The 21296-nt window shown below is 62.1% G+C and carries 21 protein-coding genes and 1 tRNA gene; 10 read left to right on the top strand and 12 right to left on the bottom strand.

Annotation, left to right across the window (positions count from 1 at the left end):
- Window positions 1–29: 29 nt before the first annotated feature.
- The 3 genes from NKI22_RS07735 to NKI22_RS07725 all read right to left on the bottom strand — a co-directional run bounded on the left by NKI22_RS07735 (window position 30) and on the right by NKI22_RS07725 (window position 4948).
- Complete coding sequence (locus NKI22_RS07735) at window positions 30–3233, bottom strand: efflux RND transporter permease subunit (protein ID WP_352591652.1); 3204 nt, start codon at window positions 3231–3233, stop codon at window positions 30–32.
- Window positions 3230–4360 (bottom strand): efflux RND transporter periplasmic adaptor subunit, encoded by a 1131-nt coding sequence (locus NKI22_RS07730; protein ID WP_352482102.1) that lies wholly within the window; start codon window positions 4358–4360, stop codon window positions 3230–3232. The genes NKI22_RS07735 and NKI22_RS07730 overlap by 4 nt, the downstream gene beginning before the upstream one ends.
- 324 nt (window positions 4361–4684) lie before the next feature.
- Window positions 4685–4948 carry a DUF1194 domain-containing protein gene (locus tag NKI22_RS07725; protein ID WP_352482031.1) on the bottom strand — a complete coding sequence of 88 codons (264 nt, stop codon included), beginning with the start codon at window positions 4946–4948 and terminating at the stop codon, window positions 4685–4687.
- A 672-nt stretch (window positions 4949–5620) separates the two neighbouring features.
- On the opposite strand from NKI22_RS07725, the gene NKI22_RS07720 reads away from it, so the two are divergent.
- Entirely contained in the window at window positions 5621–5785 is a 165-nt protein-coding gene (locus NKI22_RS07720; protein WP_023719283.1) for a hypothetical protein, read from the top strand.
- A gap of 79 nt (window positions 5786–5864) precedes the next feature.
- A complete protein-coding gene (locus tag NKI22_RS07715) occupies window positions 5865–6053 on the top strand; it encodes a hypothetical protein (protein WP_352482032.1) in 189 nt (62 codons plus the stop codon).
- 399 nt (window positions 6054–6452) lie between these two features.
- Here the strand turns inward: NKI22_RS07715 and NKI22_RS07710 are convergent, their stop codons facing one another.
- Window positions 6453–6968 carry a hypothetical protein gene (locus tag NKI22_RS07710; protein ID WP_023719281.1) on the bottom strand — a complete coding sequence of 172 codons (516 nt, stop codon included), beginning with the start codon at window positions 6966–6968 and terminating at the stop codon, window positions 6453–6455.
- Window positions 6969–7339: 371 nt separating this feature from the next.
- Here NKI22_RS07710 and NKI22_RS07705 point away from each other — a divergent pair, with 371 nt between their 5' ends.
- Window positions 7340–8911: a recombinase family protein gene (locus tag NKI22_RS07705; protein WP_352642751.1), complete on the top strand. Its 1572-nt coding sequence runs from the start codon at window positions 7340–7342 to the stop codon at window positions 8909–8911.
- Here the strand turns inward: NKI22_RS07705 and NKI22_RS07700 are convergent.
- Window positions 8906–8982, bottom strand: a tRNA-Met gene (locus tag NKI22_RS07700). The two genes, NKI22_RS07705 and NKI22_RS07700, sit on opposite strands and share 6 nt — an antisense overlap.
- A gap of 236 nt (window positions 8983–9218) precedes the next feature.
- Here NKI22_RS07700 and NKI22_RS07695 point away from each other — a divergent pair.
- A complete protein-coding gene (locus tag NKI22_RS07695) occupies window positions 9219–10178 on the top strand; it encodes a Gfo/Idh/MocA family protein (RefSeq protein ID WP_352482033.1) in 960 nt (319 codons plus the stop codon).
- Window positions 10179–10192: 14 nt separating this feature from the next.
- Here the strand turns inward: NKI22_RS07695 and mnmA are convergent, their stop codons facing one another.
- Window positions 10193–11383, bottom strand: a complete 1191-nt coding sequence (gene mnmA, locus NKI22_RS07690; protein ID WP_023719279.1) for a tRNA 2-thiouridine(34) synthase MnmA — start codon at window positions 11381–11383, stop codon at window positions 10193–10195.
- 260 nt (window positions 11384–11643) lie between these two features.
- On the opposite strand from mnmA, the gene sciP reads away from it, so the two are divergent.
- Complete coding sequence (gene sciP / locus NKI22_RS07685; protein WP_023679563.1) at window positions 11644–11919, top strand: CtrA inhibitor SciP; 276 nt, start codon at window positions 11644–11646, stop codon at window positions 11917–11919.
- Window positions 11920–11976: 57 nt separating this feature from the next.
- On the opposite strand, the gene NKI22_RS07680 is transcribed toward sciP, so the two are convergent.
- Window positions 11977–12903, bottom strand: coding sequence for an NADP-dependent oxidoreductase (locus NKI22_RS07680; RefSeq protein ID WP_023719277.1), 927 nt, complete (start codon window positions 12901–12903; stop codon window positions 11977–11979).
- A 94-nt stretch (window positions 12904–12997) separates the two neighbouring features.
- Here NKI22_RS07680 and NKI22_RS07675 point away from each other — a divergent pair, with 94 nt between their 5' ends.
- Window positions 12998–13393, top strand: coding sequence for a winged helix-turn-helix transcriptional regulator (locus NKI22_RS07675; RefSeq protein WP_023719276.1), 396 nt, complete (start codon window positions 12998–13000; stop codon window positions 13391–13393).
- A gap of 62 nt (window positions 13394–13455) precedes the next feature.
- On the opposite strand, the gene NKI22_RS07670 is transcribed toward NKI22_RS07675, so the two are convergent.
- The gene (locus NKI22_RS07670) at window positions 13456–13833 is read right to left on the bottom strand and encodes a flagellar export protein FliJ (RefSeq protein ID WP_023719275.1); all 378 of its coding nucleotides are present in this window, start codon (window positions 13831–13833) and stop codon (window positions 13456–13458) included.
- 450 nt (window positions 13834–14283) lie between these two features.
- Here NKI22_RS07670 and ctrA point away from each other — a divergent pair, with 450 nt between their 5' ends.
- On the top strand, window positions 14284–14979 hold the full coding sequence (ctrA, locus tag NKI22_RS07665) for a response regulator transcription factor CtrA (protein WP_006203583.1): 696 nt from the start codon (window positions 14284–14286) through the stop codon (window positions 14977–14979).
- Window positions 14980–15073: 94 nt separating this feature from the next.
- Here ctrA and NKI22_RS07660 read toward each other — a convergent pair whose 3' ends face one another.
- Both NKI22_RS07660 and chpT read right to left on the bottom strand, forming a co-directional pair.
- On the bottom strand, window positions 15074–15442 hold the full coding sequence (locus tag NKI22_RS07660) for a response regulator (protein WP_352817924.1): 369 nt from the start codon (window positions 15440–15442) through the stop codon (window positions 15074–15076).
- A 236-nt stretch (window positions 15443–15678) separates the two neighbouring features.
- Window positions 15679–16308 carry a histidine phosphotransferase ChpT gene (gene chpT, locus NKI22_RS07655; RefSeq protein WP_023719273.1) on the bottom strand — a complete coding sequence of 210 codons (630 nt, stop codon included), beginning with the start codon at window positions 16306–16308 and terminating at the stop codon, window positions 15679–15681.
- A 385-nt stretch (window positions 16309–16693) separates the two neighbouring features.
- Between chpT and NKI22_RS07650 the strand changes: the two genes are divergently transcribed.
- Together NKI22_RS07650 and NKI22_RS07645 are read left to right on the top strand one after the other, a co-directional pair.
- Window positions 16694–17230 carry a DUF1134 domain-containing protein gene (locus tag NKI22_RS07650; protein WP_245278600.1) on the top strand — a complete coding sequence of 179 codons (537 nt, stop codon included), beginning with the start codon at window positions 16694–16696 and terminating at the stop codon, window positions 17228–17230.
- A gap of 168 nt (window positions 17231–17398) precedes the next feature.
- Window positions 17399–18562: a coiled-coil domain-containing protein gene (locus tag NKI22_RS07645; protein ID WP_352817927.1), complete on the top strand. Its 1164-nt coding sequence runs from the start codon at window positions 17399–17401 to the stop codon at window positions 18560–18562.
- A gap of 137 nt (window positions 18563–18699) precedes the next feature.
- On the opposite strand, the gene NKI22_RS07640 is transcribed toward NKI22_RS07645, so the two are convergent.
- Entirely contained in the window at window positions 18700–19497 is a 798-nt protein-coding gene (locus NKI22_RS07640) for a TrmH family RNA methyltransferase (RefSeq protein WP_023719270.1), read from the bottom strand.
- 300 nt (window positions 19498–19797) lie between these two features.
- On the opposite strand from NKI22_RS07640, the gene NKI22_RS07635 reads away from it, so the two are divergent.
- Window positions 19798–20802 (top strand): L,D-transpeptidase family protein, encoded by a 1005-nt coding sequence (locus NKI22_RS07635; protein WP_352817930.1) that lies wholly within the window; start codon window positions 19798–19800, stop codon window positions 20800–20802.
- 122 nt (window positions 20803–20924) lie between these two features.
- On the opposite strand, the gene NKI22_RS07630 is transcribed toward NKI22_RS07635, so the two are convergent.
- Window positions 20925–21263, bottom strand: a complete 339-nt coding sequence (locus tag NKI22_RS07630) for an ArsR/SmtB family transcription factor (RefSeq protein WP_023719268.1) — start codon at window positions 21261–21263, stop codon at window positions 20925–20927.
- Window positions 21264–21296 lie beyond the last annotated feature (33 nt).

Genomic DNA, 21296 nt, shown 5'->3' with positions numbered 1-21296 from the left:
GCCGCGCCCGACGCGGCGAATTCGTAACCCTACTCGGCGGCCGTCTCCGATGGCGCCTCTGCCGGCCCCGAAGGCTCGGCCTCGGCACGGGGCTTGCGCCGTGAAAACAGCGACCTGAGCGTGACGTAGAACACCGGCGTCAGGAACAGGCCGACGAAGGTGACGCCGAGCATGCCGGAGAACACCGCGGTGCCCAGCGACTGGCGCATTTCTGCGCCCGGGCCCGTTGCGATCATCAGCGGCACGACGCCCAGGATGAACGAGAAAGCGGTCATCAGGATCGGCCGCAGCCTGAGCCGGCAGGCTTCGACGGCAGCCTCGGCGGCCGACAGGCCGCGTTCCTGCGCCTGGCGCGCGAATTCGACGATCAGGATCGCGTTCTTGGCGGCAAGCCCTATCAGCACGATGAGGCCGATCTGCACGAGGATGTTGTTGTCCAGCCCTCGGAAAGACACGCCGAGCAACGCCGCGAGCACGCCGAGCGGCACCACCAGCACAATCGCGAACGGCAGCACCCAGCTTTCATATTGCGCCGCCAGCGCCAGGAACACGAACAGCACCGACAGTCCGAAGATATAGACAGCGGCATTGCCGGTGTTGCGCTCCTGATAGGCGAGCTCGGTCCATTCATAGGAGGTACCGGCCGGCAGCGTCTTTGCCGTGATCCCTTCCATCAATGCCAGCGCGTCGCCCGTGGAAACGCCGGGCGCGGCGTTGCCCTGCAGCGGCACCGAGACGTACATGTTGTAGCGCTGGACCAGCGCCGGGCCGGTGACGTCGCGGATCTCGATCAACGTGCCGAGCGGAACCAGCGCGCCGGTCGCCGAGCGCACCTTCAGTTTCAAGATGTCGGCGCGATCGAGGCGGAACGCCTGGTCGGCCTGCGCCCGCACCTGGTAGACGCGCCCGAAAGCGTTGAAGTCGTTGACGTAGGCGGTGCCCAAATTGATCGACAGCGTCTCGAAGATGTTGGGGATCGGCACGTTCAGGATGCGCGCCTTGTCGCGATCGATCGCCAGGAAGAATTGCGGGCTCGACGCGGAGAACGTGGTGAACACGCCCGTCAGCCCCGGCGTCTTGTTGGCCATGCCGGCGATTTCGTTGGCAAGCGCCAGGATCTGCCGCATGTCGGCGCTGTTGCGCTCCTGGATCTGCAGCTTGAAGCCGCCGGCATTGCCGACGCCGCGGATCGGCGGCGGCGGCAGTGCGATAATGAAGGCTTCCTTGATGCTTTGCAGGCTGCCGAACAGATTGCCGATGACCTGGGTCGCCGACTGGCCGGCTTTCAGTCGCTCGTCAAACGGCTTGAACCTGGCGAAGATCACGCCCGCGTTGCTGGCGTTGGTGAAGGTCGCGCCGGAGAAGCCGGCGAAGGCGACTGCGTAGTCGACGCCTGGCGTTTTCTGGATGATCTGCGACGCCTGCTGGATGACCGCATCGGTCCTCGACAGCGAGGCGCCGTCCGGCAACTGGACGACGACGATCGCATAGCCCTGGTCGAGCGACGGAATGAAACCGCGCGGCACCGCCTGCACCATGTAGACCGTGGCGTAGATGAGGGCCGCGAAAACGGTCAGCATGGCGGCGATCGTTATCCACGACCCGACTAGCACGCGGATGATGCTCGAATACCAGTGGGCGACCCTGTCGAAGCCGCGATTGAAGCCGTCGGCGAGCGCCCGTCCGAACCGCGCCAGGAAAAAGCGCGGCGGCGCCGCCGCAGCGTGATGCGGCTTGAACAGCAGTGCCGCCAGCGCCGGCGAAAGCGTCAGCGAATTGAATGCCGAGATCGCCGTCGACACCGCGATGGTGATCGCAAACTGCAGGTAGAACTGCCCAGAAATGCCGGGGATGAAGGCTGTCGGTACGAACACGGCTATCAGCACCAGCGAGATCGCGATGACCGCCGTTCCGACTTCGTCCATGGTCAGGTGCGACGCCGGATTGGGCGCCAGCCCTCTGGCGATATTGCGCTCGACGTTCTCGACCACGACGATCGCATCGTCGACGACGATGCCGATCGCCAGAACGAGGCCGAACAGCGTCAGCATGTTGAGCGAGAAGCCGGCGGCGTAAAGCACCGCCAGCGTGCCGATCAGCGACACGGGGATCGCCACGATCGGCACGATCGCCATGCGCCACGATTGCAGGAAGACGATGATGACGATGATGACCAGCAGCATCGCCTCGAGGATTGTCTTGTATACCTCCTGGATCGACTCGGCGACGAACTCGGTCGGATTGTAGACGATGTCGTAGCTCAACCCCTTCGGGAAGTCGCGGGAAAGCTCCTTCATCTTGTCCTGGATCTCCGCGGCTGCGGCGAGCGCATTGGTGCTCGGCCGCTGGAAGATGGCGAGCGCCACGGCCGGTTTGCCGTTGAGATAGGAGTTGGTGACGTAATCCTTGGCGCCGAGCTCGATGCGCGCCACGTCCTGCAGCGAGATCAGACGGCCGTCGTCGGTCGATTTGACGATCACGTATCGGAAGTCGCGTGCGTCGTTGAAGCGGCCTTGCGTGGTGACCGTGTACTGGAACGCCGTGCCGGTGCTGGTCGGCGGCGCGCCGATCGAGCCACCCGACACCTGGACGTTCTGGTCGCGCAGCGCCTGCACCACATCGCCCGAGGTCATCCCCAGGGCGGACAGTTTTTCCGGATCGAGCCAGATGCGCAGCGAATATTCGCGTTCGCCGAAGATGATGAGGTCGCCGACGCCGTCGAGTCTGAGCAGTATGTCGCGCACCCGCGAGCGGGCGTAGTTCGAGACGTAGAGCTGGTCGTAGGTATTGTCGGGCGACAGCATGTGCACGACCATCATCAGGTCGGGCGAGGTCTTGGTGGTGGTGATGCCGAGGCGGCGGACTTCTTCGGGCAGGCGCGGCTCGGCGACCGACACGCGGTTCTGCACCAGCACCTGCGCCTGGTCGAGATCGGTGCCCAGCTTGAAGGTGATGGTCAGCGCCATCGCCCCGTCGCCCGATGAATAGGACGACATGTAGAGCATGCCCTCGACGCCGTTGATCTCCTGCTCGATCGGCGTTGCCACCGTCGCTGCGACCGTCTCGGCGTCGGCGCCCGGATACTGCGCGCGAACGACGATGGTCGGCGGCGCGATCTCGGGATATTGCGCGACCGGGAGCTGGGTATAAGCAATCCCGCCGAGGATCAGCAGGACGATCGAAACGACCGATGCGAAGATCGGACGGTCGACGAAGAAATGTGCGAACCTCATTGCTGCAACTCGGCGGTCTCGGCCTTGGGCGGCAACGTCACCATCTCGACCTTCACCTTGGTGCCGGGCCTGGCGTGCATCAGCCCGTTGACGATGATCGTCTCGTCGCCGGTCAGGCCCGCGCGGATCACCCGGTAGCCGTCGAGAAGCGGGCCGGTGCGCACAGGCTTGGCCGACACCATCCCGGCCTCATCCACCAGGAACACGATGCGGCGATCCTGATCGGCGCCGATCGCCTTGTCGGGCACCAGCACGCCGCTATGCGGCAGCGACCCCGGCACGTTGATGCGCCCAAACATGCCTGGCTGGAGAATGCCGTCGGCGTTGGGAAAACTTGCACGCACCCGCATGGTGCCGGTCGCGTTGTCGATCCGGTTCTCGGCAAAATCGAGCTTGCCTTTGAATACCGCCTCCGCGCGGTCGGCGACGCGAACCACCACCTCGAGCCCGCCGGCGCCTTCCTGCATGCTGCCGCCACGCTCCTTCGCGTCGCGGGCGTAGCTGAAATACAGGCGCTCATCGACGTCGAAATAGAAGTCGATCGGATCGCGCGTAACGATGGTCGTCAGCAAGGTAGAATCCGGCTGCACGAGGTTGCCGACCGACACCAGCCGGCGGTCGATGCGGCCGGACAAGGGCGCCTTGATCTCGGTGAATTCCATGTTCAGGCTGGCCGTCGTCAGCGCAGCCGTCGCGCCCTGCATCTGCGCCTGCGCCGAAAGGTATTCCCGCCGGCGGTCGTCGACCGTCGCGGTTGAGATATTGCCGGTCTTGGCGAGTTCGTCGGCGCGATCCAGCTGCATCTTGGAGAATTCGAGCAGACTCTTGGCGACGTCCACTTGCGATTTGGCGGCATCATAAGCCGCCTGGTACGGACGCTGGTCGATGGTGAAGAGCAGGTCGCCCTTGTTGACCAGTGCGCCGTCCTGGAAGCTGACCTTGTCCAGATAGCCGCTGACGCGCGAACGGATGGCGACCTGGTCGACGGCTTCGAAGCGCCCGACGAACTCGTCGTCCTCGACGATTTCACGGACCACCGGCTTGGCCGCCGTCACCGCGGGAAGCTGCTGGTCCTGCGCAAACGCAGTGCTGCTGAAAGCCATGCCGAGCAGGAATGCCGTCGACATGGCGGCGCGGGCAAGCCAGCCGGCCGATCGACGGGGTCGCCCGCCCGCGTCGCGATGCAATTGCCCATTCTCTGGGGTGTCCATTTGCGTCCTCGCTCGCTGGACCGGAGGTCGGTTGATCCGCTTCTACGCTCAGGCTTCTCGTCGAGATCAGAGCACTGCAGTGTTGTGCATGGCAACATGATCATTTTCCATGTGGGCTGAAATGTCCACCCTGTGGCTGCCCCGCCACCGGGCTAAAAGTCAGTCGCGAATTAAGGGATTCAGGATTCCTTTGATGGACGGCCTATGATTCATATTGGTCGAAGGAGACCGATATGGGCATTACCACGCCGGCCGGATTCTAATGGACTGCAACACTTCGGCATCGAGCAGTGCGTTGACATATCCCTCCCGCTGCAGCCGTTGTTCCGTCTCGCTCGTTGAAGACGATACATCGACACAAAGAACCAGTTCGAGATCCACCGAGGAAACCTGCTCCGCCGTGGCCGACAGCGACGTTGTCAGGCTCACCGCCACAGCGAATAGCACGCCTCGTGCCCGTTCGGGTTTTCTCCGACCAGCGAAGCGTGGAATGAAGGACATCATCTCGGCGCGTCCATCCGGTTGGTCAAACGGGAGGATGCTGCGGCGGCAATTGCACGCGGCGTCAGCCGCGAAACCGCGCGCACCCAACTCGGCGACGGAAATGAAAAACCCGCCAAGGGGCGGGTCTAAATTACGTTTATGGTAGCGAGAGCCCGTTTTGCTGCTTCCCCCCCCGAATGTTCCAATACCATTCGGCTGGCAGGACTCGGTCAGGAAGTAAGACCTCCATGCGCCTTCAGAATCCTGGCTTCTTGCAGCAGCGATGCACGATCGGTGCCAACCATGTCGATCAGGTCTCGAGCAAATCAGTTATGTGCGCGGCCGTCTCAACATCGTGCCGATGCGGAGGCGGACATGAGCGTGGCCCTACTGATGCCGCGCGAGCCGGTCCATGGGTGCGTTTGCTTCGGCCAACCTAGCCAGCGCTTGCTCGACTTTTTGAGCCGAGGCGTCTGTGCGCTGGATATGCCTCACCATTTCCCGCCTCAGCTGCGCGAGCCTTGCTGCGCGAAATACGTCGCCGTATCTCGCAGTTTCAAGGTGGAGGGTCGCGAGCCTCATGGGCGACGATTCCAATTATCTCGCAGTAGAATTCGCGGAGCCGACTTTCGTTCCGATGTCCGACCTTACGCTCGCAAAGGGCTGGCCGGAAGGCCGGGACGAGATCGTCCGATGATGCTGCTCAGTCGACCTGCTCAATCTCCGGACCTGGTTCAGTCGGCAGACCTGCCCGCAAAAGGCAAAGACAAACCTTCCGACCAGTGGAAGACCGTGACGCGGGAACGTGTCGAGCGGCTCGTCAACGCCTATCGCTCGGCAGAAAAGTCAGGCAACTAGAAAGCGCGTTCTGGTCTGCGGTCCAAGTCGAGATGATCAGGCAGTCCTGTCGTGGCAGTCAGCCCGGAGGGACCGCTGCGTGACCCGTGCGAACTCTGTCAGCGCTGCAGGGATCGATCTTCGTCAGCCGCGATCTCGCCTCTACCACGCGCCGTTGCGCGGCCTGTATTCTTCTGCACATCGCGAGATTCTCGGCCAGCATTTCTTCAGTGCGTTGAAGCGCGAGCTCGGTCCGGTGAATGCGCTGCCTGGCGTTGGCAACTTCTGACGTCAAAATATCGGCCGCCATCCCGTGGCCGTGGGGTTCCATAGTGTCCATTGATTTCTAATACATGGGGGCCGATATCGTTCCCTGATTTCGGGCGAAACGGCGGGCCGCAGACGGGCGGCGACACATTTTGAATCATTACCGTTAGGAGCCCGGAAGAAGAAAGTAGACGACGAAGTGATTGTTCGCCTCATTGATAGGTTGTCCGTTTAGCCCGCACTAGGCTGTGTCAGAGCGGGGCGGTTAGAATGCCGGCGTGACAGGCCAGTGAAAAGGCCATTCTGATCAACGACAGTTTCGATTGTTCGTCAGGCCGAATTCGCACGAAAATGGACAAAAGTTGAAACCAGAACCCCCAGGCCATGGTCTATCAAAGACCGAGGCCAGTGTTAGCGGCAATCAATCTTCGACCATCTCAAAATTGGAGCCGGAGATGTTGCGAACTCGCCAGTTGTGGCCTGCATTAGCCAATTCTGTGTTTAGCCACTTGGCAGGAGGAAGCTCTAGTCCTGCCATCATACGAGAAGTTATGCCGTCGTGGCTTAGGACGTACAGTCCGGCAAATTGCCGGACGATTTCAACGCGATTGGCGATTAGGTCCTTTTGAGCAGCATCCTTATCAACGGCCTTCGTCGTCGCGCTCAATCTCTCTTCAACTTCGGCCTGCAGTTTCGCGGGCACAGTAAGAAGTTTCGACACAAAGAAAATCGCCGCCAGCACCGTTGTCATACCTACGGCCGCCACAAGCTTTACTAGCGCTCCGGACATATCGCCAAGGAAATACCAAGTGGCAAAAAACACAGCGAAAAGCGGAGCCAGAGTAACTAGAATGCGCTCCCAATTGTTCCATCTGACCGATGCGAGACTTTCCCGCCAGGCGCGCTTTGCAATGGTCTTCCAGTAGGTCTTGGTCATTGCCGGTTCATAGCAGAATCGAGTTTCCAATTCAAACTGAGGGCAGATAGGCGTTCAGCTTGGGAAGCTAGCCCTTTCGACCCGATTCCAAGGACTTGCCTGTAAAACAGGCGGAAAGTCGGTTGTATGATATCAACGGGTTACGGCGGGATTGTAAAACCGTCGCGGCATCAGCACCGGTACTTATCAGTCTCGGCGATGAAGCACGTGAACTCGCGCTCGACCTCGAAGGCCGCCTCGTCTCTTGTGGCGGCGGTTCCTCGTCTCTTGTGGCGGCGGTTCCTCGCTGCCCGCGGCGCTGGCGCGCCTCGTCGAGGCCCTTGCGCGTCAGGCGGCGCGCGACGCTTATGAGCGCCGCCAGGAGAACACCCATGAAACGAGCGGCACTCTATGCCCGCTATTCAAGCGACCTGCAGACCGACAGGTCGATTGAGGACCAGGTAGCGCTCTGCTCGGACTATGCCGCCAAGCAGCAGCTGACCGTCGCCACCGTCTTTCACGACCGCGCCCGCTCCGGCGCCTCGATCATGGGCCGCGACGGCGTGCTGTCGATGATGGACGCCGCGCGCGACGGACTGTTCGACGTCCCCATCGTCGAGGCGCTTGACCGCCTGTCGCGCGACCAGGAAGACCTCGCCGGCATCTACAAGCGGCTCACCCATCTCGGCATCGAAATCCGCGCCGTGCATGACGGCCGGGCAGACATCGTGCAGATCGGCATCCGCGGCCTGGTCGGCGCGCTATATCTACAGGATCTTGCGCAGAAGGTGCGGCGCGGCATGGCCGGCGTGGTGCGCGACGGCCGCAGCGCCGGCGGCAAGGCCTATGGCTATGCGCCGGTGCCGGGAAAGCTTGGCGAACTGTCGATCTTGCCGGAAGAAGCGGCGATCGTGCTGCGCATCTTCGAGGAGTATGCGGCCGGCCGAACGCCGCGCGACATCGCCGGCGGGTTGAACGATGACAACATTGCCCCGCCGCGCGGTCGCTACTGGTCGGGTGGGACTATCAACGGCAACCCAAAGCGAGGCTACGGCATTCTGCAGAATGCCATCTATGACGGCCGCATCGTCTGGAACCGTGTCCACATGGTCAAGGATCCGGATAGCGGCCGGCGCCAGTCGCGCGTCAATCCGAAGTCCGAGTGGCAGGAGCATGCCGCCGAGCATCTGCGCATCGTGCCGGCCGAGCTGTTCGCCGCGGTCAACAACCGCAAGCCGCGCAATCGTTGCGAGACGCCGCAGCGCAAGAACACGCGGCTGCTTTCAGGTCTGCTTCGCTGTGGCGCCTGCGGCTCGGGCATGTCGGTGAAGGACAAGATGGGACGGCTGACCCGCATCGTCTGCACGCGCGCCAAGGAATCGCGCTCGTGCACCAACACGCGGCCCTATGCCGTCGATCATATCGAGGCGACGGTGCTGGACGGTTTGCGCGCCAGGCTGAACGACAAGGCGCTGATCGACCACTATGTCGCCGCCTACAATGATGAGCATCAAAAGCTCTATTCGGGGCAGGGCGCCTCGCGCGAAAAGGCAGCGCAACGGCTTGACGCTGCCAAGCGCGAATATGGCCGGGTGCTGAACGCCTACGTCAAAGGTATGATCTCCGAAGCCGAGGCCGAGCAGCGCCTGCCCGAGCTGCGCGCTGAGCGCCAGCGCCTCGAGGGCGAGCTCGCGGTGACGCCGCAGCCGCCCAAGGTCGTTACGCTGAAGCCGGCGCTGGTCACCCGCTATATCAGAGATCTCGAAGCGCTCGCCGCGGCGATCGGCGACAACGGTTTCGTCTCTGAAGAGGCCAAGAAGATCGTCCGCGACGTCGTGACCACAGTGACGGTCTACCCGCCAAAGGCGGGTGAGCAGCCGTCGATCCTGATCGATGGATATCTGTCCAACATGGTCGACCAGGGCCTGAGCCACCGCGTCTCCGTTCGGGGGGAGCGATGGTAGCGGGAGAGGGACTTGAACCCCCGACCCCAGGATTATGATTCCCGTGCTCTAACCAACTGAGCTACCCCGCCAGGGCGGCGAAGGCCCGAAATCCAGCTTAAATCGGCAGGCATATCGGCGCGTTCGCCAAGGTCGCGCGGATATAAGGTTGCGAGGCCAAGCCTGTCAAGCATCGAAGTGGCTGCCGCGCCGGCATATTGCTGGCGCCTAAAGCTTTGCCGGGCAGACATTTGGGCGCACAGGCCGGGGTTGAGTTCGGCGAGGCACGTCGCTATGTCTCGCCCACGAAAGCCATGGTCAGAAATTGATGAAACCGCGCATTGCAGTCCTGGGTTGCGGATACTGGGGAAGCAACCACATCCGCACCCTCAAGGCGCTCGGCGCGCTGCACGCGGTTTCGGACGTCAACCCTGCGCGTGCGGAAGGTTTTGCCAGCGAGCAGGATTGCCTGGCGATCGAGCCGGAGGCGCTGTTTGCCCGCGACGATGTCGACGCCATTGTCATGGCGCTGCCGCCGCAGTTCCATGCCGACATGGCGGTGCGCGCCGTGCTCGGCGGCAAGGACGTGCTGGTGGAGAAGCCGATCGCGCTGACGGTGCCCGACGCCGAGCGCTCGGTGCAGGCTGCCGCCGACAATGGCCGTGTCTTCATGGTCGGCCATGTGCTGCGCTTCCATCCCGCATTCGAGACGCTGAAGGCGCTGATCGACAATGGCGAGCTCGGCGAGGTCCGCTACATCCATTCGCACCGGCTCGGCCTCGGCAAGTTCCACACCGAAAACGATGCGTTGTGGGATCTGGCGCCGCACGATCTGTCGATGATCCTCGCCATCACCGGCACCGAGCCGGTCGAGGTGCGCGGCGAAGGCGCTGCCCTTCTCGACAATCTCAGCGACTTTGCGCATCTGCACATGCGCTTTCCCAACGGCCTGCGCGGCCATCTGTTCGCCTCGCGGCTCAACCCTTACCGCGAACGGCGGCTGACCGTGGTCGGCACCAAGGCGATGGCGGTGTTCGACGATGTCGAGCCGTGGGAGCGCAAGCTTGCCGTCTACCGCCACGCGGTGTGGCAGGACAGCGGCCAATGGGCGTTCACCGCCAACGAGCCGTCCTATGTGGCGGTCGGCGAGGGCATGCCGCTGACGCGCGAGCTGGAGCATTTCATCCACTGCATCGAGACGCGGGCCGAACCGCGCACCAGCGGCGAGGAAGCCATCCGAGTGCTGCGCATCCTGACCGCCGGCACCGTCGCCCACACCAGGCCCTAAGCGAAAAACGCCGTCTATTCGGCGGGAACCCGCGCCGGCTGGACGGCAAGCCGCGTCAGCATCGCCTCGGCTTCGGCGCCGCGCTCGGAGCGCTCGATGAAGCCGCCGCCGAACACGCGCGCCTCGTTGCCGTCGTCGGAATAGAGCACGCAGGCCTGACCGGGCGCGATGCCGGACTCGCCGTCGACCAGCTCCACCGAAGTGACGCCCGCGCGGTGATGCAGCACGGCCGGGCGCGGCGGCCGCGTCGAGCGCACCTTGGCGAAAAGCTCGAGCCCGGCCGCCAGGATCTCGGTCAGCGGGCCATCGCCCAGCCAGTTCATGTTGCGCAAGAAGATCTTGTGGGTTTCCAGCGCCTCGCGCGGGCCGACGACGACGCGGGCCCGGTCGGCGTCGAGATGGACGACGTAGAGCGGCTCGCCGGAGGCGATGCCGATGCCGCGGCGCTGACCGACGGTGTAGCGCAAAATGCCTTCGTGGCGGCCAAGCACGCGCCCGTCTATATGGACGATGTCGCCCGGATTGGCGGCAGCCGGCTTCAGCTTGGCGATGATGTCGGAATATTTGCCCTGCGGCACGAAACAGATGTCCTGGCTGTCCTGCTTGGCGGCGACCGTCAGTCCCATCTCCTCGGCGATGGCGCGAACCTCAGGCTTCGACAGGCCGCCGAGCGGAAAACGCAGATAGTCGATCTGCGCCTGGGTGGTGGCGAACAGGAAGTAGCTCTGGTCGCGGTCGGCGTCGACCGGCCGGTAAAGCGCGCGGTGGGCGCCATTGGCGCCGGAACGGATGTAGTGACCGGTGGCCAGCGCGTCGGCGCCGAGTTCCTTGGCGGTCGCGAGAAGATCGGCGAATTTCACCGTCTGATTGCAGGAGACGCAAGGGATCGGCGTTTCGCCGGCGACATAGCTCTCGGCGAACGGGTCAATCACCGCCTTGCGGAAGCGCTCCTCGTAATCGAGCACGTAATGCGGGATGGCGAGCGTCTCGGAGACGCGGCGGGCATCGTCGATGTCCTGGCCGGCGCAGCATGAGCCGGCCCGGTGCGTTGCCGCGCCGTGGTCGTAAAGCTGCAGCGTGACGCCGACGACGTCGTAGCCCTCGTGCTTTAAGAGACCGGCAACAACCGACGAATCGACACCGCCCGACATGGCGACGACGACACGGGTGTTTTCGGGGCGTCCGGGAAGATCGAGGCTGTTCATGGTTCTTTCGTTCTGCGCGGCGCTTCAATGCCAATGGCCGGAATATAGGTCAAGCGTCCCGGCCGCGCCAGCTTTGCAGGCCGGCTCATTTTTCCAGCCGGGTTCAATGCGCGTGCCGGCAGATATCTCAAATGCCGATGAAAAGACTAACGCGGCGTTCATGATCCTTACCTATCCATTAGGGTCTGCTTAGCCAAATTTTAAAGCTGTGGCGGTAATGTGGTGGGGATTGGGTCTTTGAGTTTTTTGTAGAGAGTACGATGACCGATCTAATTAGACCGCGAGTCAAATACGTTATCGGGCCTGACGGCAGCCCACTTACCATCGCCGATCTGCCGCCGACGAACACACGTCGCTGGGTTATCCGGCGCAAGGCGGAAGTGGTGGCGGCGGTGCGTGGCGGGCTTTTGAGCCTGGAAGAGGCGTGCCAGCGCTACAAGCTCACCACCGAGGAATTCCTGTCCTGGCAGGCGTCGATCGACGAATACGGCCTTGCCGGGCTGCGCACCACGCGCATCCAGCAATACCGGCATTAGTCCGATAAGGGCGCTGATCCGCGCCCTTAAAGTTTGCCGGAGCGACGATCTGGGATTTCAGACCGTCAGCACCACCTTGCCGATCGGCCTGGTGGCGAGAAAGGCATGGGCGGCACCGGCCTGTTCGAGCGGAAACGCCTTTGCCACGTGGACGGCCAGCTTTTTCGCGTCGATCAATTTGCCGAGTTCCACCAGAGCGGCACGGTCGGGCACCACGGACATGCGCTCGACGCGGATGCCTTGCGTCCTGGCCTTTGCCTTGGTGGCATCGCTGACATCGAGCAGCGACACCAGAACACCGCCGGCCTTGAGCACTTTTAGCGATTGCTCCGCATGCTCGCCGCCGAACGGCTCCAGAACGAGATCGATGTCGCGAGCCTTTCCGGTGAAATCATCCTCTGTGTAGTCGATCACCTCGTCGGCGCCGAGCGAGCGGACGAAATCGAGCTTTTCCGGGCTGGCGGTCGCGACGACGTAAGCACCGCGCGCCTTGGCGATCTGCACCGCCAGATGGCCGACGCCGCCGGCTCCGGCGTGGATCAGCACGCGCTGGCCAGGATTGAGCCGGCCATGGCGGACAAGGCCTTGCCAGGCCGTCAGGCCGGCCAGCGGCAGCGCGGCGGCTTGGGCGTGGTCTATGCCTTCAGGTTTCGGCGCAAGCTCATCAGCCGGGACAGTGGCGAGTTCGGCGTAAGCTGCCGCCTGTTTGGGAAAGCGCGACATGCCAAAGACGGCATCGCCGACCTTAAGGCCGGACAGGCCGGAGCCCAGCGCCTCGACAGTTCCCGAAACGTCCCAACCAAGGATGAAGGGCGGCTCGCCAAGCAGCGGATAGTGGCCGCCGCGCACTGCGCCGTCGACCGGATTGATGCCGGCCGCCTCGATGCGGACCAGCACTTCGCCGGCCTCGGGTGATGGCGCGGGACGATCGGCAATGACGAGGACGTTGGGTGCGCCGAAGGAATTCTGGATAATGGCACGCATGGGAGGCTCTCTCCTGCTGGTTTGATATGCCACTATCATTTGGATAGTAATATTCTCTTGTCTAGTATGTACCTTTTTGATATATACGCACCTCATGGATAGCGAAGATTGTTTCCCTTCCGGTTATGACGCGTTCCGACGGACGTGCCCCTCGCACGCGGTGCTTGAGACGCTCGCCAGCAAATGGGTCCACCTGGTGATTTGTGCGTTGCGCCGGGGCCGGCTCCGCAACGGCGAATTGGCGCGCAAGCTCGAAGGCATCACCCCGAAAATGCTGACGCAGACGCTGCGTATCCTGGAACGCGACGGCCTGGTGCGGCGCGAGGTGTTCCCGGTCATTCCCCCGCGGGTCGAATACGAGCTGACCGAACTTGGCCAGAACCTGGCAGGACTGCTCAATCAGATCAGGGCCTGGTCGGAGCAGCATGTGCCCGACATCAAGGACGCCCGCGCGCGGGCGGCCGAACAGCAAGAAGATCTGGATGCCTGAGGCCGGCACCGTTCGGTGCACAGCAATAGCGCTCAAGCGCGACGCGCGTTAAAGCCTTGTTTTCAGCCGATCATGGCGCTGCGGCCGCCGGCTTCCGTGTCGCGCGCCTTGGTGTCGCGCGATTCGAGCATCTCGGCCTTGGAAAGCTCCGCTTCGGCTTCGCTCAGCAATGATTCGGCGACATTTCGCTGCTGGGCGAGGTCGCTTTGCGAATTTCTGAGGTTGTCGCGGCGCAGGCGTGCCGCCTTGGCGAAGGTCGGATAGGCAAAATGATTGATGTCGGTGATGCCGGCCTTCTTCTCTTCGGCCGCGATCTGAAGTTCCAGCTCGACGGCCATGCGCTCGAACTCGGCGATCATCATGTCGAGCTGCAGCAGCTGCCGCCGCTTCTCGCTCACCTGAAATTGCTTCAGCCGAACGAGGTTTTCACGTGACTTCATGATTCGGTACTCCCGGAAACGCACACCTGCACATATCGTCCAATTCACCCGGCAAGGCCCAGGCTTCACCCGTTTCCACCGGCTTTCCCGGAACTATGGGAAACAAACTCCTAAAGTTTTTTGCCGGCGGTAACCATTCGTTTACGGGCATTGTTAATCATACGGCTCAGGACTTAAGGGCGGGTAAAAATTCTGCTACTCGTCGCGAAACCCGGCCAACGAGTCCGAAGAGTCACTTAGTCTGGCTTATTAATGTGCTGCATTAATGGTTTGGGTCTGTGATTCATTATTGGATTCAACAAGGTGTAGAAAGGGGTTAAAAAATCTGATACCGTCATGGACGGGGAATTAGGTTTTATTAACCATTCGATGGCAGCCTCTGCTCAGGCAATCACTGCTCCGGTCCTGGACGGGTCGTGAAATGGTCCGGCAGCAGAAAAGGGGAATGAAATGCGCGTTCTGCTGATAGAAGACGACAGTGCAACCGCACAAAGCATCGAGCTGATGCTGAAATCGGAAAGTTTCAATGTCTATACGACCGACCTTGGTGAAGAGGGTGTCGATCTAGGCAAGCTTTACGATTACGACATCATTCTCCTCGACCTCAATCTCCCCGACATGTCGGGTTATGAAGTTTTGAGGACACTTCGCCTGTCCAAGGTGAAGACGCCGATCCTCATCCTCTCCGGCATGGCCGGTATCGAGGACAAGGTGCGCGGCCTCGGCTTCGGCGCCGACGATTACATGACCAAGCCCTTCCACAAGGACGAACTGGTCGCCCGCATCCATGCCATCGTGCGGCGTTCCAAGGGCCATGCCCAGTCGGTCATCACCACCGGCGACCTGGTGGTCAATCTCGATGCCAAGACCGTTGAAGTCGGTGGCCAGCGCGTGCATCTGACCGGCAAGGAATATCAGATGCTGGAGCTGCTCTCGCTGCGCAAGGGTACCACGCTGACCAAGGAAATGTTCCTCAACCATCTCTATGGCGGCATGGACGAACCGGAGCTGAAGATCATCGACGTCTTCATCTGCAAGCTGCGCAAGAAGCTCGACGCCGCGTCGGGCGGGCAGAATTACATCGAGACCGTCTGGGGCCGCGGCTATGTGCTGCGTGAGCCGGAAGATATCCGCGTCAGCGCCTGATCCCGAAAAGTGGATGCCGGTTTTCGGAAAAGAACACAGTAAAACAATAAGATAGAGCCTCATCCCGATTTCATCGGAATGGAACGACCCCTGGTCAGGCGGCAATCTTCAAGGCGCGGAAGCACTCGAGCAATTGCGGCCGGTTGAACGGCTTCAGCAGGTAACCCTGGGCGCCGGCGCGTTTTGCCCGCATGATCGCCCCGACGTCGACCTCGACCAGCGAAATCAGAACTTGCGGCAATACCGGGCTTTCCATGGAGCGCACGCGGCGGATGAGGTCCTGCGCCTGCATGTCCGGCAAGGCGCCGTCGACGACGATGATGTCCGGCATGTCGGCACTGCACATCTCGATCGCCTCATGGCCGCTGGCGGCTTCGATCACCATCATGCCGGAGCCGCCCAGGATACGCTTTGCAACCTTCCTGATGACGCTCGAATTGTCGACGAACATGCAGCGTTTCATTCCCGGACCCTCTTTGCCATGCGGCGAACCGGCAGCGTCGTGGCATCTGCAGGGGAACATAGGCCGATCTGGTAAAGAAGCCGAAAAGCCGTTAGGTAAAATTTTCCTGAAGGTGTTGTAAGCGAAATCTTCTTTCGCAATGCTTCATCCAATCAATCTGCAAGCCCGTCTGACAGATGTTAGGACGGCGCCGCAAATATGACCTGGAGAAATACTTCGCGCTCTTTTGGAGAACTTCAGGCTACGGAAAGGACGATCTCGTCGGCGGTCGCATGGATCGATATCGTCATGTTGGCTTCGCGGGCCAAAAGCAGCGTGTAATAGGGTTGCACCGAATGCGCGTCGATCGGCTCTTCCGGTCTGTGGCCGGAATGCAATTCCAGGAATTTGGGCGGCACGCGCAGCATCGGGCCGCTCGCCGCGAGCGCAAAGCGCGGCTCGGTCTCGAGGTTCTCCAGCGTGACCACCAGCCTGCCGCCGCGCGGAATGGCGGCGTTGGCGACGAGGATGAGGTTGAGCAGCAGCTTGACCTTGTTCTTGGGCAATAGGGCGCGGGTTCCGTTCCAGACCAGTTCCGGCTTCTCGTTCTTCAGGAAGGCGATGGCCACGGCCTCGGCGTCCCCGGTGTCGATCAGCATGCCGGCCGAACCGGCGGCGCCGAAGGCGATGCGGGCGAATTGCAGGCGGGCGGAGGCGTTTTTGGCGCTTTGGCGGATCAGCTTCATGGCGTCTTCGTCGGCGCCGCCTTCGTCGAGCAGCTCAAGCCCGTTGTTTATGGCGCCGACCGGCGAAATGATGTCGTGGCAGACCCGGCTGCACAGCAGCGCTGCCAGGTCGGGTGCGGAAAGGGTGAAAAGCTCGGCCATCGGCAAAAATCCCTGCAAATTTCACAACAAAATGACCGGGCGATCATGATCACGCCTGTCCACACGAATCACCCTCTCTCCCAAGCATTGTGAATACACAGCGCTTGTGCGTGCAGCAACAAATCCAAAATTATCATTGTCGAAAATGGTGTGTTCACGCAGCCTGGGTGCTGCGCGGGCATGCGAAAACAGCCTTCGAACCGCCATGTTCATGTGAGAGTTTAATGGTTGAAAAAGGATTACGGCATAGTTTGCCCCTAACAGTCATCCTTAACGGCCGCCAAAGAGCCGTACGGGTGCGAGGCGTCGGCGAAAGTGCTCCCTGACGGAGATTGGAAGCATGGTTTCCCGATTCTACGACCGGACTTTTTTCCGTGTCATCTCAATGACGATCGCGCTCATCGGCCTTGTCGCCTTTTCGACATCGGCCGCGCGGGCGCAAGAGTACACCGCCCAGGAGATCGTTGATTCCGGTCATAAATTCTTCGGCGCGACATCGGGTGGGCTGGCCACGGTCGTCGAGAAGATTTTCGCCACCTATGGCCTGCCGAACGGCTATCTGCTCGGCGAAGAGGGGTCCGGGGCGCTGATCGGTGGCCTGACCTATGGCGAAGGCACGCTCTACACCAAGAATGCCGGCGATCACAAAGTGTTCTGGCAAGGCCCGTCGCTCGGCTGGGATTTCGGCGGCGAGGGCTCGCGCGTGATGATGCTGGTCTACAATCTCGACGATGTGAGCAGCCTCTATAACCGCTTTGGCGGCGTCGCCGGCTCTGCCTATGTCATCGCCGGCGTCGGTTTCAACGTGCTGAAGAACAACAATGTGCTGCTCGTGCCGATCCGTACCGGCGTCGGCGCCCGTCTTGGCGTCAATCTCGGCTACCTCAAGCTCACCCAACGCGCGACCTGGAATCCGTTCTGACCTGCACGATGGCGCCACTGCGGTTGGCCCTGTGATCCCACGGTCTGAGCTTTGCCGCGGCAGACCCTTGCCGCGGCGCCGGATTTCCGTCATGCGAAGATGGCAAAGTCGAACTTTGACCATTGCCTGCCGCCCATAACGGCCGGCCATGCATAACGGATAGTCATCTTGGTCCAGTCGATCCTGTTCTTTGTCCTCGGCTTTCTCTGCGCGGGCTTTCTGGCGCTGATGATTGCCCCGGCCGTCTGGCGGCGGGCGGTGGCGCTGACGCGCAGGCGCGTCGAGGGTTCGATGCCGCTGACGCTGGCCGAGATCCAGGCGGACAAGGATCGCGTCCGCGCCGAGTTCGCCGTTTCGGCGCGCCGGCTCGAAATGACCATCAAGTCATTGCGCGAGAAAGCCGCCGAACAGCTGGTCGAGATCGGCCGCGACCGCGAAGCCCTGAAGGAATTGGCGGCCGAGCGGCAGGACAAGAACCGGGTCGTCGCCGACCTCACAACCAGGAGCGAGGAGCTTCGCAAGCGCGATGGGCAGCTGCAGCAGCTGTCGGAGAGGCTTGCGGAGACCGAGCGCGCGCTCGAAAAGCGCGGGCTCGAACTGCGAAAACTGGAGCACATGTATGACGACGCCAGTTTTTCGTCCAGCAGCCGGCAGATCGAGTTGGTGGCGCGCGAATCCGAGCTGCAGAAGCTGGCAAGCGACATTTCGCTGCTGCGCGGCCAGCGCAAGGAGGCGGACAGGCGCAGCCAGGAATTGACAGCCGAAAGCAAGGTTTTGCGGGACGCGCTGAAGGCCGAGAAGAAAAGAACCGGCGACTTGGAAAAGAAGGTCGAACGCCTGCTCGCCACGTTGGCCGATCGCGAGGACAGGCTGGAGCGCCGCGAAAAGGAACTGGTGCGCCTTCGCGAAAGGGCGAAAGGCGCTGAAAGCCCGCCTGCGGCGGCCCTTGCCGGCATGCCAGGAAGCCAGGTCAATGCGACCGCCAACGGCGACATCGAAAAGGCAAGCGCCAAGCTCGATGCCGACCGCGAGCGGCTGGAGGCCAGGCTGACATCGCTGGCACGCGAGAACAGGAGGCTGAAGACAGATCTTGCTGCCGTCGAAACATCGAAATCACACGCCGGAGACGATACCGGCAGCGCCAGCGCGGCATTGCGCGAAGAGATGAACGATCTGGCAGCGCAAGTCGTCGCCTTGACGGCCAAGCTCGACGGCCCGGATTCGCCGATCGCCCAGGCGCTTGCAGCGCCTGAGGATGCGCGGCCGGAGAGCGGCGGACGCAGCCTTGCCGATCGCGTGCGGGCGCTGCAGAAGGCCGCATCGACCAACTGAGACGCCGCAAGCGCAAGAGCGAGACGCCCGGCTCTAAAGCGCGTCGTGTTCGACCGGCCTCATGCGACGCGCTTTATGTTCTTGTTTTGATGCATGTCGTTACCGCAAAACCGCTGCACACTTTTGCGCGACATGCATCAGGCCCCGGAAAAATGATGAAGTGCGATGGCTGACGCCGCTGCGACATTCAGGCTGTCGAAATCCTGCGCCATACCGATCCGCAGCGTCTGCAGGCGAGCAAGCAGGCTTTCCGGCAGGCCTTCGCCCTCGGTGCCGAGATAGAGAGCCAGCCGCTCGTTTCTCTTGGCATCGCGAATGTCGATTTGCCCGTGCGGCGACAACGCGAATTGGCTGAAGCCTTGCTGGTCGAGTATGGCGATGCAGCCGGCGGCGTCGGCAAAGGAGGCGAAGGGGACTTTCAAGGCGGCGCCCACCGAGACGCGGATTGCCTTGCGGTACAGCGGATCGCAGCAGGTCGGATCGAGAAGCACGGCATCCGCGCCAAAGGCGGCGGCATTGCGGAAGATCGAGCCCATATTGTCATGATTGGCGATGCCGACCAGCACAACGATCAGCGCGCGGGCGGGCAGCGCGCCGAGCAAGGCCTCAGCGGAGATGGCCGCACCTTTGCGGCCGATCGCCAATATGCCGCGATGCATGTGGAATCCGGCGATCCTGTCCATGATTTCGCTGGATGCGACATAGATCGGGAGCCCGGCAGGCGCCTTGCGCAGGACGTCATCGAGGCCGGCCAGCCGGTTTTCGAGTACCAGCACCGATTCTGCCTCGAAGCGCCGGGCGGCGAGCAGCGTGTCGAGCACCACCTTGCCTTCGGCGACGAAACGGCCTTGCCGGCCGGCAAGATCTCGCTCCCGGATGTCGAGATAGGCGGCGACGCGGGGATCCTGCGGGTCGTCTATGCGGATCGGATTCATGGCTTCCTCGGCCGACCATGGCATCGGCCGCGAATCGGGATTCGGTTTCGGAAGGCATGATGCCGGATCCGAAGCTCGGACCGTATCTCAGCGTCCAAATGGATGCACGCCGTTCGAACGGTCAAGCCCAATCACTGGACGCCGGGCCGAGGCCCCCTGGCGACGAGAAATACTTGATTCCCGCGGCACGGCCCTTCGGCCAAGCCGCTTCAATTCAGAATTTCGATCGGGCGAAGGAACCACACAGGGCCATGCCGCGTCATAGAAGCGGGCTCCTGCTGCAGTCCTGGGAGGACATCGATGATCAGGCTCCTCCTCGTCTTCGCCGCCACGCTTGCCCTCGCATGCGGCGTGGCTCGCGCAGCCAAGCTCGATCCAGCCACCGTCAATCAGGCCCAATTCACTATCGGCGAACCGAAGGGTGTCGATCCGATGCTGCTGAAGGCGCAGATCCTTCTGGATCGCGCCCGCTTCTCGCCGGGCCTGATCGACGGTCGTCTTTCCCAGAACTTCGCCAAGGCCGTCGCCGCGTTTCAGGCGGCAAACGGACTTCCGCCCGACGGCAAGCTCGATCCACAGACCTGGAGCAAACTCATCGCAACCTCCGCCAGGCCGGTGCTGGTGACCTATGAGGTGATGCGCAAGGACGTGCGCGGACCTTTCACCAAGCGTATTCCGGCCCGCTTGGAGAGGATGGCCCGCTTGCGGCGGCTCGGTTACCGCAATGCGGTGGAGAAGTTGGCCGAGCGCTTCCATATCAGCGAACAATTGTTGAGAATGCTTAATCCTGGCACCAGTCTCAGGAAACCAGGCAGGACGTTGGTGGTGCCTGATGTCGGCAGGGGCGACCCTGCCGCCGGGGTTGCCGCCGTCGAGATCGACAAGGGCGCTCGCCTGGTGCGTGTGCTCGACCGTGCCGGCAAATGGCTGGCGGTCTACCCCGCCTCGATTGGGAGCGACCAGAAACCGGCGCCAAGCGGCACGGCAGAGGTCAAGCGCGTGGTGCACAACCCTACCTATCACTATGATCCGGACTTCGCTTTCAAGGGGGTCAAGACCAAGCGGCCCTTCACTATCGCTGCCGGGCCGAATAATCCGGTGGGATCGGTCTGGATCGATCTTTCCATCGAAAGCTACGGCATCCACGGCACGCCGGAACCGGGCAAGATCGGCACGACCTTTTCCCATGGCTGCATCCGGTTGACCAATTGGGATGCCGAAGACCTCGCCTCCATGGTGCAGCCTGGCACGAAGGTCGAGTTCAAGGACGAGATTGCGCAGGCCGCCGAAGAGCGCGCTCAGTAGCAGGCGGACTTGGCAGCAAAGCGGACTTGCCGGCCAAACGGACTTGCCGGCCAAACGGACTTGCCGGCCAAACGGACTTGGCGACCAAACGGACTTGGCGGGGCGTTCTCCGCCCCGGCCAATCAGGTCCCGGCGCGACGCAGCCGGTGAGCCATCTGCGACAGTTCACCTTCGCCGAAAATGCCGTCCAGCATGTGCAGCAGTTCGCGTACCGCGCCGGATTTGCAGGAATAATAGATCATTTGCCGGTCGCGACGGGTCTCGACAAGGTCGGAAGCCCTGAGCTTGGCCAGATGCTGCGACAAAGCGGATTGGCTGAGCGACACTTTCTCGGCTATGGCGCCGACCGACATTTCGCCCTCGGCCAGATAGCTCATGATCAACAAACGTTTTTCGTTGCCCATCAGCGTCAGAAACGCGGCCGCGGCTCCGGCGTTGGCGACTAGCTTGTTCGAGACCATAGATCCCCCATGCCTTCCTGCTCATCCGCCGCT

It is taken from the genome of Mesorhizobium sp. M0778, from assembly GCF_040320105.1.
Taxonomy (GTDB): Bacteria; Pseudomonadota; Alphaproteobacteria; order Rhizobiales; family Rhizobiaceae; genus Mesorhizobium.
Note: the sequence above shows the minus strand (reverse complement) of the source record. Positions and strands in the feature narration are given on the sequence as shown.

What these genes read in the sequence shown, in the direction of transcription:
- NKI22_RS07735 (WP_352591652.1), bottom strand. Translation starts at nt 3,233, where the DNA reads ATGAGGTTCGCACATTTCTTCGTCGACCGTCCGATCTTCGCATCGGTC.
- NKI22_RS07730 (WP_352482102.1), bottom strand. Translation starts at nt 4,360, where the DNA reads ATGTCGACGGCATTCCTGCTCGGCATGGCTTTCAGCAGCACTGCGTTT.
- NKI22_RS07725 (WP_352482031.1), bottom strand. Translation starts at nt 4,948, where the DNA reads ATGATGTCCTTCATTCCACGCTTCGCTGGTCGGAGAAAACCCGAACGG.
- NKI22_RS07720 (WP_023719283.1), top strand. Translation starts at nt 5,621, where the DNA reads ATGATGCTGCTCAGTCGACCTGCTCAATCTCCGGACCTGGTTCAGTCG.
- NKI22_RS07710 (WP_023719281.1), bottom strand. Translation starts at nt 6,968, where the DNA reads ATGACCAAGACCTACTGGAAGACCATTGCAAAGCGCGCCTGGCGGGAA.
- NKI22_RS07705 (WP_352642751.1), top strand. Translation starts at nt 7,340, where the DNA reads ATGAAACGAGCGGCACTCTATGCCCGCTATTCAAGCGACCTGCAGACC.
- NKI22_RS07695 (WP_352482033.1), top strand. Translation starts at nt 9,219, where the DNA reads ATGAAACCGCGCATTGCAGTCCTGGGTTGCGGATACTGGGGAAGCAAC.
- mnmA (WP_023719279.1), bottom strand. Translation starts at nt 11,383, where the DNA reads ATGAACAGCCTCGATCTTCCCGGACGCCCCGAAAACACCCGTGTCGTC.
- sciP (WP_023679563.1), top strand. Translation starts at nt 11,644, where the DNA reads ATGACCGATCTAATTAGACCGCGAGTCAAATACGTTATCGGGCCTGAC.
- NKI22_RS07680 (WP_023719277.1), bottom strand. Translation starts at nt 12,903, where the DNA reads ATGCGTGCCATTATCCAGAATTCCTTCGGCGCACCCAACGTCCTCGTC.
- NKI22_RS07675 (WP_023719276.1), top strand. Translation starts at nt 12,998, where the DNA reads ATGGATAGCGAAGATTGTTTCCCTTCCGGTTATGACGCGTTCCGACGG.
- NKI22_RS07670 (WP_023719275.1), bottom strand. Translation starts at nt 13,833, where the DNA reads ATGAAGTCACGTGAAAACCTCGTTCGGCTGAAGCAATTTCAGGTGAGC.
- ctrA (WP_006203583.1), top strand. Translation starts at nt 14,284, where the DNA reads ATGCGCGTTCTGCTGATAGAAGACGACAGTGCAACCGCACAAAGCATC.
- NKI22_RS07660 (WP_352817924.1), bottom strand. Translation starts at nt 15,442, where the DNA reads ATGAAACGCTGCATGTTCGTCGACAATTCGAGCGTCATCAGGAAGGTT.
- chpT (WP_023719273.1), bottom strand. Translation starts at nt 16,308, where the DNA reads ATGGCCGAGCTTTTCACCCTTTCCGCACCCGACCTGGCAGCGCTGCTG.
- NKI22_RS07650 (WP_245278600.1), top strand. Translation starts at nt 16,694, where the DNA reads ATGACGATCGCGCTCATCGGCCTTGTCGCCTTTTCGACATCGGCCGCG.
- NKI22_RS07640 (WP_023719270.1), bottom strand. Translation starts at nt 19,497, where the DNA reads ATGAATCCGATCCGCATAGACGACCCGCAGGATCCCCGCGTCGCCGCC.
- NKI22_RS07635 (WP_352817930.1), top strand. Translation starts at nt 19,798, where the DNA reads ATGATCAGGCTCCTCCTCGTCTTCGCCGCCACGCTTGCCCTCGCATGC.
- NKI22_RS07630 (WP_023719268.1), bottom strand. Translation starts at nt 21,263, where the DNA reads ATGGTCTCGAACAAGCTAGTCGCCAACGCCGGAGCCGCGGCCGCGTTT.